Source organism: Staphylococcus sp. EG-SA-18 (assembly GCF_017151825.1).
GTDB classification, from domain to species: Bacteria; Bacillota; Bacilli; order Staphylococcales; family Staphylococcaceae; genus Staphylococcus; species Staphylococcus aureus.
Genome location: NZ_JACYVY010000015.1, coordinates 38,956 through 50,102, shown reverse-complemented (window position 1 = coordinate 50,102; position 11,147 = coordinate 38,956). Strand labels below are relative to the sequence as shown.

The window sequence follows — 11,147 nt, the reverse complement described above, 5'->3', positions numbered from 1 at the left end:
ACTGCTGTTCTCTATTTATACAATACTTCGTATTGAATGGCTTCGCTTTCCTAGGGTGCCGTCTCAGCCTCGGTCTTCGACTGGCACTGCTCCCTCAGGAGTCTCGCCATTAATACTACGTATTAACATGTAATTTTACTTTTAAATACTTTAAAAAAAATAAGACACTTTGCCCAACTTACACTACCAATAGAAACTTCTGTTAGAATTCCTCAAAATGATATTTCACGATATGTTAATGAAATTGTTGAAACGATACCTGATAGCGAATTCGATGAATTCAGACATCATCGTGGCGCAACATCCTATCATCCAAAAATGATGTTAAAAATTATCTTATATGCATACACTCAATCTGTATTTTCTGGTCGTAGAATAGAGAAATTACTTCATGACAGTATTCGAATGATGTGGTTAGCTCAAAATCAAACACCTTCTTATAAAACTATTAATCGTTTTAGAGTAAATCCTAATACTGATGCATTAATTGAATCTTTATTTATCCAGTTTCATAGTCAATGTTTAAAGCAAAATCTTATTGATCATAATTCAATTTTTATTGATGGTACAAAAGTAGAAGCTAATGCCAATAGGTATACATTTGTGTGGAAGAAAAGTATTCCAAATCACGAATCGAAATTGAACGAAAATTCAAAAACACTATATCGTGACTTAGTTGAAGAAAAGCTGATTTCTATCAAATAATTAATAGAAATCAGCTTTTTTACATTGCCTAAGAACTTAATGTTCCAGCCTGAGCGTGTCATTAACATAATAATAATACAATTTTAGCAGTGTGTATCTCTTATTTTAAAATATTAATCAATTTATCGAGAACATCATCATGTTTATTAGCTTTTTCAACTAATAACTCAGTAAATTTATTATTCGTTTCTTTATTAAATTCACCAGTTACCTCGAGTTTATTCGCTTGTTGGAAAGCTTTAACTTGATTTTCTAAAGCTTGATCAAATTGCGTTGTTTCATTATCAACTTTATAACCTAAAGCTGACAAACCAATTTTAATAGTTTTAATATTTTTATCATCGTCTCCAACTTTAAATGTTTTCGTATTAGGAATGACATTTAAAGATTGATATTTAGGTGTGTCAATAGTAACGTCTGGTTTAATGCCTTTACCGTGAATATAATGACCATCTGGCGTTAACCATTTCATTTCAGTATATTTTAACAATGAACCATCCTTAAACTCTCTTGTAGTTTGTACGACACCTTTGCCGAATGTTTTTGACCCATAAACTTTAGCTTTATTATAGTCTTTTAGCGCACCAGTAAACACTTCAGAAGCGCTAGCTGAACCTTCATTCACTAAGATGGATATATCCATGTCTTTCGCTTCTTTTAACGCATCATTAGAAGTTTGAATTGCTTCAGTATCTTTACCTTTTTCTAGTTTAACAACAGTTTTTCCTTTATCGATAAAAATATTTGCCATTTTAACAGCTTCATCTAGTAGTCCACCTGGATTATTTCTTAAATCTAAAACAATCTTTTTCAAACCATCTTTGTGAGCTTTTAGAACTGCATCTTTCAATTCACCTGATGTATCATTCTGGAATTTATTAATAGTAATAACTCCAACTTTACCTTTTTTCTTATACTCAACACTTTTAACATGAATTTTTTCACGTTTAATCTTAACGTCTTTTTCTTCACTACCTCGTTGAACAGTTAAAGTGACTTCAGTGTTTTCTTTACCACGAACATCTTTGACAACTTCATCTAATGCTTTTCCTTTAATTGATTTTCCATTTACTTTAGTAATGACATCTTTAGGACGAATGCCAGCACGTTCTGCTGGAGATCCCTTCATAGGACTAGTAACCATAATTTGATCATTTTTCTTTTGCATTTCTGCACCAATACCTACAAAATCACCTGAAACACCTTCATTAAAGGATTTCGTTTGTTCTTTTGTTAAATATTCAGAATAAGGATCTTTTAATTCTTTGACCATGCCATCAATTGCAGCTTTACTTAACTTGTCAGAGTCCTGTTTTTTGTAATAATCACTATTTAAGATTTTATACACATTTTCAATTTTATTTAAGTTTGCTTGATCAGTTTTGTTTAAACCACTTATTTTTTGATTTATAAAAATATATGCAACAACTGTGATGACAGCTGTTATTAGGATTGTACCAATTAATATTGATATGAATTGCCAACGTTTTAAGTGAACGCGTTTCGATGAATTAGTTTCTTGGTCTTGATTGCTTGTTGCAATTTCAGCGCGTTCATCATCGGATGAAGATGTGTGTTGCTTATCATCCATTGTATCACTTCCTTATTATGTATTATGTACTTTTAAATTCTGTGTAGTTAATCATATCAATTTATGCAAGATAGCGCACCATATTTCACTATAATTGATTAATTTTTAGTCACAACTTAGTTTATTTTAAATTAAAACCAGGATAACGAATTGCATCACCCTGGTTCTAACTATTATTATTAAAAATTATATTAAAATTTTAGCCATTCCGTATATTCTTCATATAAATCATCAAATACAGACATTGGCAATGTGAAATCACCATGTGTCTCAATATAATCAGACAGTATGTTAAAATCATCATCGTGTTTTGGGAAAGCAAGATCGTCAAATATCTCTTCTGCTAGACGACCTTTATCGTCGTGTCGACCACGAACTGTCATGACAAATTGATAAAACGAATAGTTTTTCATTAGTTCATTGTCACATCAATCACTTTTGTTTCACCTTTAATCACAGCATTTTCATCATAAATATTAATTGAAGCTGCTTGATCAGTGTTAGTAATTATAATTGGTGAAATTACAGATTTAGCGTTATTATTAATATATTCAAGGTTGAATCTTACTAATGGATCTCCGACGTTAACTTCGTCACCACTAGACACTAACACTTCAAATCCTTCACCGTCTAATTGAACTGTGTCTAAACCGATATGAACTAATAATTCTAATCCGTTATCTGCTTTTAACCCAATCGCATGCTTAGTTGGAAAGACATTGTCAACACGTCCTGCAATTGGAGACACAACTTCTCCTTCAGTTGGATTAATACCAAAACCTTCGCCCATCATTTTTTGTGCGAATACAGGATCTGGAATATCTTCAATTTTCACGAATTCTCCAGTTAATGGTGTATAAATTGCGATATCTTTCTGAACTTCTTTGCCTTTTCCGAATAATTTTTTAAACATACTTTCCACTCCTACTTATCAAAATGTGATATTAAATCGCCATAACCCAATTCTTCTAACTTTTCATATGGAATAAATTGAATTGCAGCGGAATTGATACAGTATCTTAAGCCGCCACTTTCTTTAGGTCCATCATTAAAGACATGTCCTAAATGACTATTTGATTCTTCTGAACGCACTTCAGTTCTCAACATACCAAATGATTTGTCGACTAATTCTATAATTTCATCGTCATCAAGCGCTTTGGAAAAGCTAGGCCATCCACATTCAGAATGAAACTTTTCTTCAGATGTAAATAAAGGTTTACCAGAAATTTTATCTACATAAATTCCTTTAGCAAAATGATTCCAATATTCATTCATAAATGGTGGTTCAGTGCCGTTTTCTTGTGTAACAATATATTCTATATCTGTTAGTTCACTTTTATCTTTTTTAAGCATTTTGATTCCCCCAATGTGATTCTATAAACGCTTTTCTACCTGAACCACGTTGATATTGGTAATAATGTACCGGGTTCTTTTTGTAATAATCTTGATGGTAGTCTTCAGCTGGATAGAAATTTTTATATGGTTTAATAGGTGTAATCACTGGTTTCTTGAAAATACCTTGTTCATTTAATTGTTGCTTTTTAAACTCAGCAGCCTTTTTCTGATGTTCATCATGATAGAAAATGACTGGTTGATAGCTTTCGCCTCTATCGAAAAATTGCCCTTGATCATCAGTTGGGTCAAATGTTTTGAAATATATGTCTAATATATTTTCAAAGGAAGTAACCTCTGGATCAAACGTAATTTGTACTGCTTCGACATGGCCGGTTTGATTCGTACATACCTGTTCATAAGTTGGGTTGTCAACATGACCGCCACTATAACCAGATACGACTGACTTGATGCCTGGATATGATGTAAATGGTTTAACCATGCACCAGAAACATCCTCCTGCTAATGTTGCATATTCTTTTGTCATATGAATTACCTCCTCTATCTATCTAATTATAAATTTAGTCTATAAAGGATTGAAATGGAAGTAATTAACACTGAAAAGATTAAATTTACTTCTTAAGGACTACGAGGCCAATCGCACCTTGACCAGTATGTGCAGAAATAACTGGTGTAGTTACATTTATATCGTAATTATTCACATGAAAAGCTTCATTAAAAACTTTCTTCAATTTATCAACATATTCAATGACGTTAGCATGTGCGACACCAATGGATTTGATTTCATGATCTCCTATAAATTCAGCAATTTCCTTTTTCAAGTATTGGATACTAGAATTTTGAGTTCTCGCATTGTGCACAAGCTCTAAGCGACCATCATCTAGTGTACCAATTGGTTTAATTTTCATAAGATTACCAATCAAACCTTTTGTTTTACTAATTCTGCCACCTTTAATTAATTGATTCAATTGCCCTATAACTACAAATAATTTAATGTTTTCTCTTAAATGATTTAACTTTTTAACTATTTCAGAAGTTGAGACACCTTCTTTTACAAGCTCTACTAGGTGTTGTATTTGATACCCTAAACCAAAAGAAATAGATTTTGAATCAATAACAGTTACATTAGCATCTACCATTTGACTTGCTTGGTAAGCAGTGTTATATGTACCACTTAATCCTGAAGAAAGATGAATACTTATGATTTCAGAGCCATCTTTTCCTAGTTCTTCATAAGCAGATATAAATTCACCTATGGCTGGCTGACTTGTCTTTACATCTTCATCATTTTCAATATGATTAATAAATTCTTCTGATGTAATATCTACTTGGTCAACGTATGAAGCTCCTTCAATAGTTAAACTTAAAGGAATTACATGAATGTTGTTTGCTTCTAAGTATTCTTTAGATAAATCGGATGTTGAGTCTGTTACTATAATCTGTTTTGTCATGGTCGTTTTCCCCCTTATTTTTTACGAATTAAATGTAGAAAGGTATGTGGAATTGTATTTTTCTCATCTAGTTTACCTTCAACTGAAGAGGCAACTTCCCAGTCTTCAAATGTATAAGGTGGAAAGAACGTATCACCACGGAATTTACCTTCAATAACAGTAATATACATGTCGTCCACTTTATCAATCATTTCTTCAAATAATATTTGCCCTCCAAATATGAAAACATGGCCCGGTAGTTGGTAAATATCTTCAATAGAGTGAATTACATCAACGCCCACTACGTTGAAACTTGTATCTGAAGTAAGTACAACATTTCGACGATTCGGTAGTGGTTTACCAATCGATTCAAATGTCTTACGACCCATTACTAAAGTATGACCTGTTGATAATTTTTTAACATGTTTCAAATCATTTGGTAGGTGCCAAGGTAATTGATTTTCAAAACCAATTACTCGTTGCAAGTCATGTGCAACTAGAATGGATAAAGTCATAATTATCCTCCTTCTTCTATCATTTCATTTTTTATTACTAAGTTATCTTTAATTTAACACAATTTTTATCATAAAGTGTGATAGAAATAATGATTTTGCATAATTTATGAAAACGTTTAACACAAAAAAGTACTTTTTTGCACTTGAAAATACTATGATGTCATTTTGATGTCTATATGGTTAGCTAACTATGCAATGACTACACTGCTATTGGAGCTTTTATTGCTGGATGTGATTCATAGTCAACAATTTCCAAATCTTCATAATTTATGTCGAAAATAGACTTGTCACTGTTAATTTTTAATGTTGGAGGATTGAAGCTTTCACGTGCTAATTGTGTTTGAATCGCATCAATATGATTTGAATAAATATGTGCATCTCCAAATGTATGCACAAATTCTCCTACTTCAAGTCCACATTCTTTGGCAATAAGGTGTGTCAATAAAGCGTAGCTTGCGATATTAAATGGCACACCTAAAAAGATATCTGCGCTACGTTGGTATAACTGGCAACTTAACTTACCATCTTGGACATAAAACTGGAACATGGTATGACAAGGCGGAAGTGCCATTGTATCAATTTCTGTTGGATTCCATGCAGATACGATGTGTCGTCTTGAATCTGGATTATGCTTAATTTGTTCAATTACTGTTTTAAGTTGATCAAAATGATTACCATCTTTATCAACCCAATCTCGCCATTGTTTACCATAAACATTTCCTAAATCACCGAATTGCTTCGCAAAAGTATCATCTTCAAGAATACGTTGCTTAAATTGTTTCATTTGTTCTTTATATTGTTCGTTAAATTCAGGATCACTCAATGCACGATGCCCGAAATCTGTCATATCTGGACCGTTATACTCGTCTGATTTTATATAATTTTCAAAAGCCCATTCGTTCCAAATATTATTATTATATTTTAATAAGTATTGGATGTTTGTATCTCCTTTAATGAACCATAATAATTCGGTTGCTACTAATTTAAAAGAAACTTTCTTTGTCGTTAATAGTGGAAATCCTTTAGATAAGTCAAAGCGAAGTTGATGACCAAATTTCGAAATCGTACCTGTATTTGTGCGATCATTTCGTGTATTTCCTATTTCTAAAACTTCTTCACAAAGACTGTGATATGCTGCATCAAATGAATTCAACATATGCGATAACACCTCATTTTCATTATTTATAGTATGTATATTTAGTTTGATATAACTTAATTTTATGTAGCATTTTGTTATCACTCATTTTAGGAATATGATATTAATATCATGAATTCCGTTACTTTATTTATAAAATGCTGATTAAGTACCTACCACATCGTAACGTGATATATGTTTCCAATTGGTAATTGTTTACCCAAATCTATAACTTTAATGCTAAAAAATTTAAAAAAAGAGGTTAACACATGATTTGAATATTATGTTTGATGTCCTATTAAAACAGTTAAATTTCTAGAAAATATAGTTGGTAAAAACGGACTTTATTTAACAAATAGAATACAACTATATTCTCTATTTTCAATGACAGACACCATTTTTAATATTATAAAATGTGTTAACCTTTATATTTATTTATGTGTACTATTTACAATTTTCGTCAAAGGCATCCTTTAAGTCCATTGCAATGTCATTAATATCTCTACCTTCGATAAATTCTCTAGGCATAAAATAAACTAAATCTTGACCTTTGAATAAAGCATACGAAGGACTAGATGGTGCTTGCTGAATGAATTCTCGCATTGTAGCAGTTGCTTCTTTATCTTGCCCAGCAAAAACTGTAACTGTATTTGTAGGTCTATGTTCATTTTGTGTTGCAACTGCTACTGCAGCTGGTCTTGCTAATCCAGCTGCACAGCCGCATGTAGAGTTAATAACTACAAAAGTAGTGTCATCAGCATTTACTTGGTTCATATACTCCGATACTGCTTCGCTCGTTTCTAAACTTGTAAAACCATTTTGAGTTAATTCGCCACGCATTTGTTGCGCAATTTCTTTCATATAAGCATCATATGCATTCATATTTAATTCCTCCAATTAAATTGTTCTGTTTGCCATTTGTTTCCATACTGAACCAAGTGCCTCATCTCCGTTTTCAATACGAGATATGGCCATTTCAATTTGTAATTTAACTTCAAACGCATTGTCATTAATATGGGCTTTTAGTGCGGGAAGCTGCTCTGCATTACCTTCATCAAAGATAAACATAGCAGCACGCCACCTAACGATTTTCTGTGGATCATCTAATAGTAGCACCATTTCTGGTAGTGCCTCTGGATACCCTAAATCGCTTATGCAATCCCCTGCTGTTCTTCTTACAGCAGGACTTTTATCACGAAGCCCCTTATATAAATACGGTAAAATTTCTTTACTTTCAATCATACCTAATAATACAATCGCTTGACGTCTAACCGGTACTTTTTCATCAGATAAAGCTAAATCAAGTAGCGGTATATCTTCAAAAGTCGGCTTTGGAAAATGGTTTAACATTCGTAATCGAGTCTTCCAATTATCAGTTGCATGATATTCATCCAAAGAGACATGTCGATAGAAATGATAATTATTAGTTGCGTGATTTTCTTCTAAAGCATGTTTTACCAATACGGGTAACTGTGATTCTGGATAGGTAGCTAGCACTTCTTCTAGGACACCATCCATTACTTCTTCAATATTTCCATAGCGATTTCCTAAATCTAGCCATTTACGCATAAAAACAATATTGTCATGTGCTGTTTGCGCTTGAGTCATATGATCAACATATGTTTGTGGTAATTGTTCTCTTAATTCTTGGTCAGCAGAAGTTAGCTTAATTTGATACGGTATACCCTTAAAAGTTAATAATTCAGCTTTAATTTCACCAAAATGATTGTCAATTTGAGGTTCATTTACAGATTCTAAAACCTTATTCGCATCAGAAAAAGCAGCTTTAATATCAGGTAATATGACTTCCCAATCAGCTTTTGGTGCCTTATCAACAGCTAAGAAGTTCATGACATGAAAAATGGAAGTGATACCATCTATAGATAACAACTGATTTATAAATCTTGGTTGTGTTTCTTCTACTTTTTTATAAGTATTAGATAACTTGTCTTCTCTTGTATATGACAAAACAACTTTCATTGTATTTGGACTTGGTGTTGGCTCTATACGTAAAATTTCCATATACTTTATTCCCCCCGAATACTAGTTGATGAAAAATTTATTCGAATACAGCCTCTACTTTTGGCAATACTGTTTCCCAATTTGCGTCATTTTCTTTATCTACTGAAATAAAGTCCATAACATGGAAAATTGATTTAACGCCTTCAACCTTTAAGATGTCATTAATAAATGCTGGCTGTGAATCATCAACTTTAGTATACGTATCTGATGTCATACCTTCTCTGCTTTCACTAAGTGTAATCTTCATTGTGTTGTGGTTCGGTGTTTCTGATATAGATATAATTTTCATTTGACTTCCTCCTATTGAAGTTCATTTCCTAATTGTTTTATTTCTTTCCCTATTGAACACTCATTGATACAAAAATGATGCGCCTTCGTTTTCCCCTCTAATTTACGCAGACGAGTTTTGATTGGACATTGATTGCAATAAGTATTCATTAAATCATCTATTTTCGCGAGTGCATTTTGCTCTGAAAAAGTTAAAATACGCGACACTTCCTTTATTACTTCAAAATATTGCAACCTTGTAAATAAGTGTTACTGTTTTAAATTTGACATAAAAATATTATAACATTTTTGACCCTAAGATTTGAATAAAACCTTTTACAATTCTATACGTAAAATGTATTTATATTCAAATGCTATTGCATCGCAAACGATTTTTCAGTAAAATGAGTAAGTTATTTATTGAGCGGTTTCTAAACACCCGCATGATCAAAATTTAGGAGGACATTTTAATATGTATAATGAAATTTTAGGACTAGTTACGTTTATTGCAACGTTCGTACTTATGGTACTTATGTATCGCTTTTTTGGTAAACAAGGTTTAATTGCATGGGTTGCAATTGGCACAATCATTGCCAACATACAAGTGATTAAAACTGTAGAAATCTTTGGTATTTCAGCAACTTTAGGTAATGTCATGTTTGCTTCTATTTATTTAGCAACAGATATTTTAAATGATATTTATGGGCGTAGAGTTGCAAAAAGAGCAGTTTGGTTAGGCTTTTCATCAACATTAATTATGATTATTGTTATGCAATTGTCATTACATTTTATTCCTGCACCAGAAGATATGGCACAAAAAGCATTACACGCAATCTTTGATGTTGTGCCACGTATTGCTTTAGGCTCAATTGTCGCATATATTATTGGTCAACATATTGATGTATTTATCTTTTCACTAATTAAAAAAGTATTTAGTTCTGATAAAACGTTTTTCATCCGTGCATATGGTAGTACATTTTTAAGCTCAATAATTGATACAGCTTTATTTGTAGCTATCGCATTTATCGGAAGTTTACCTGGTACAGTTGTATTTGAAATATTTATTACAACGTACGTATTAAAATTAGCTTCAACAGTTTTCAATGTACCATTTGGATATATTGCTAAATCATTTTATCGTAAAGGTAAGATTGATAAGTTAGATCAAGGCTATTAACGCACTTACTACACAAAAGAATAAGTTTTAAGGCTGTGGGACAGAAATGATATTTTCGCAAAATTTATTTCGTCGTCCCACCCCAACTTGCATTGTCTGTAGAAATTGGGAATCCAATTTCTCTTTGTTGGGGCCCATCCCCAACTTGCACATTATTGTAAGCTGACTTTTCGTCATCTTCTGTGTTGGGGCCCACACCCCAACTCGCATTGCCTGTAGAATTTCTTTTCGAAATTCTCTGTGTTGGGGCCCCTGACTAGAATTGAAAAAAGCTTGTTACAAGCGCATTTTTGTTCAGTCAACTACTGCCAATATAACATCGTAGAGCATAGAACATTGATTTATGTCCCAGCCTGAAGATGATTTTTTAGGAAGTATATTACAGTACTACGTATTAGAAAATCATCTTTGAATCAGCGAGTATTTTAAACACGTGTTACTTATTTAAGTGATGCGTGTTTTTTAATGGATTACCCAACATATTTTGTATTACAGTAATAGTAACTTTAACTAAGTATTGAATAGAAAGTAGGTTTATTATGGCGAAAATAAATTTTGATGCTGCGACGAAAGGAAATCCAGGCATAAGTACATGTGCCATTGTAATCAAAGAAGATGAGCAGCATTATACATATACACATGAGTTAGGCGAAATGGATAACCACACTGCAGAATGGGCTGCATGTATTTATGCACTAGAACATGCACGTGAATTAAATGTTCAAAACGCACTATTATATACAGACTCAAAGATAATTGCAGATAGCATTGAAGCTGGTTATGTGAAAAACGCAAATTTCAAACCTTATTTTGATCAAATAGAAATATTTGAAAAAGATTTTGATTTATTATTTGTTAAATGGATACCGAGAGAACAAAACAAAGAAGCGAATCAACACGCTCAACAGGCATTGTATAAATTAATTAAAAAGAATAAATAAAAGGAGCACCG

At 32.3% G+C, this 11,147-nt stretch carries 15 protein-coding genes and 1 pseudogene; 3 read left to right on the top strand and 13 right to left on the bottom strand.

Annotated features, from left to right (window positions below; translation table 11 throughout):
* Positions 1-159 precede the first annotated feature (159 nt).
* Positions 160-693: pseudogene (locus tag IDG66_RS05300) on the top strand (transposase); the annotation flags it as partial.
* Positions 694-805: 112 nt separating this feature from the next.
* Here IDG66_RS05300 and IDG66_RS05295 read toward each other — a convergent pair.
* The 12 genes from IDG66_RS05295 to IDG66_RS14245 all read right to left on the bottom strand — a co-directional run bounded on the left by IDG66_RS05295 (position 806) and on the right by IDG66_RS14245 (position 9,246).
* A complete protein-coding gene (locus IDG66_RS05295) occupies positions 806-2,296 on the bottom strand; it encodes a S41 family peptidase (protein ID WP_000342126.1) in 1,491 nt (496 codons plus the stop codon).
* 191 nt (positions 2,297-2,487) lie between these two features.
* A complete protein-coding gene (locus tag IDG66_RS05290; protein WP_000801007.1) occupies positions 2,488-2,709 on the bottom strand; it encodes a YozE family protein in 222 nt (73 codons plus the stop codon).
* Entirely contained in the window at positions 2,709-3,209 is a 501-nt protein-coding gene (locus IDG66_RS05285) for a PTS sugar transporter subunit IIA (protein ID WP_000473657.1), read from the bottom strand. The genes IDG66_RS05290 and IDG66_RS05285 overlap by 1 nt, the downstream gene beginning before the upstream one ends.
* Positions 3,210-3,220: 11 nt before the next feature.
* On the bottom strand, positions 3,221-3,649 hold the full coding sequence (gene msrB, locus IDG66_RS05280) for a peptide-methionine (R)-S-oxide reductase MsrB (protein WP_000913315.1): 429 nt from the start codon (positions 3,647-3,649) through the stop codon (positions 3,221-3,223).
* Positions 3,642-4,175, bottom strand: a complete 534-nt coding sequence (gene msrA / locus IDG66_RS05275; protein ID WP_000159902.1) for a peptide-methionine (S)-S-oxide reductase MsrA — start codon at positions 4,173-4,175, stop codon at positions 3,642-3,644. The genes msrB and msrA overlap by 8 nt, the downstream gene beginning before the upstream one ends.
* 85 nt (positions 4,176-4,260) lie before the next feature.
* Positions 4,261-5,100, bottom strand: a complete 840-nt coding sequence (gene fakB2, locus IDG66_RS05270; RefSeq protein WP_000166059.1) for a fatty acid kinase binding subunit FakB2 — start codon at positions 5,098-5,100, stop codon at positions 4,261-4,263.
* Positions 5,101-5,114: 14 nt separating this feature from the next.
* Positions 5,115-5,594 (bottom strand): dihydrofolate reductase, encoded by a 480-nt coding sequence (locus IDG66_RS05265; protein ID WP_000175752.1) that lies wholly within the window; start codon positions 5,592-5,594, stop codon positions 5,115-5,117.
* 199 nt (positions 5,595-5,793) lie between these two features.
* Positions 5,794-6,750 carry a thymidylate synthase gene (locus IDG66_RS05260; protein WP_000934894.1) on the bottom strand — a complete coding sequence of 319 codons (957 nt, stop codon included), beginning with the start codon at positions 6,748-6,750 and terminating at the stop codon, positions 5,794-5,796.
* Between the two features lie 423 nt (positions 6,751-7,173).
* On the bottom strand, positions 7,174-7,611 hold the full coding sequence (brxA, locus tag IDG66_RS05255; protein ID WP_000995287.1) for a bacilliredoxin BrxA: 438 nt from the start codon (positions 7,609-7,611) through the stop codon (positions 7,174-7,176).
* Between the two features lie 15 nt (positions 7,612-7,626).
* Positions 7,627-8,751 (bottom strand): virulence factor, encoded by a 1,125-nt coding sequence (locus IDG66_RS05250; protein ID WP_000404645.1) that lies wholly within the window; start codon positions 8,749-8,751, stop codon positions 7,627-7,629.
* 37 nt (positions 8,752-8,788) lie between these two features.
* Positions 8,789-9,040 (bottom strand): NifU N-terminal domain-containing protein, encoded by a 252-nt coding sequence (locus IDG66_RS05245; protein ID WP_000691942.1) that lies wholly within the window; start codon positions 9,038-9,040, stop codon positions 8,789-8,791.
* 11 nt (positions 9,041-9,051) lie between these two features.
* Positions 9,052-9,246, bottom strand: coding sequence for a zinc-finger domain-containing protein (locus IDG66_RS14245; RefSeq protein ID WP_001795441.1), 195 nt, complete (start codon positions 9,244-9,246; stop codon positions 9,052-9,054).
* Between the two features lie 244 nt (positions 9,247-9,490).
* Between IDG66_RS14245 and IDG66_RS05235 the strand changes: the two genes are divergently transcribed.
* Positions 9,491-10,195 carry a queuosine precursor transporter gene (locus IDG66_RS05235; RefSeq protein WP_000282171.1) on the top strand — a complete coding sequence of 235 codons (705 nt, stop codon included), beginning with the start codon at positions 9,491-9,493 and terminating at the stop codon, positions 10,193-10,195.
* A 64-nt stretch (positions 10,196-10,259) separates the two neighbouring features.
* On the opposite strand, the gene IDG66_RS14240 is transcribed toward IDG66_RS05235, so the two are convergent.
* The gene (locus IDG66_RS14240; RefSeq protein WP_000529136.1) at positions 10,260-10,391 is read right to left on the bottom strand and encodes a hypothetical protein; all 132 of its coding nucleotides are present in this window, start codon (positions 10,389-10,391) and stop codon (positions 10,260-10,262) included.
* Positions 10,392-10,734: 343 nt separating this feature from the next.
* Here IDG66_RS14240 and IDG66_RS05230 point away from each other — a divergent pair, with 343 nt between their 5' ends.
* A complete protein-coding gene (locus IDG66_RS05230; protein ID WP_001062934.1) occupies positions 10,735-11,136 on the top strand; it encodes a ribonuclease HI family protein in 402 nt (133 codons plus the stop codon).
* Positions 11,137-11,147: the final 11 nt, after the last annotated feature.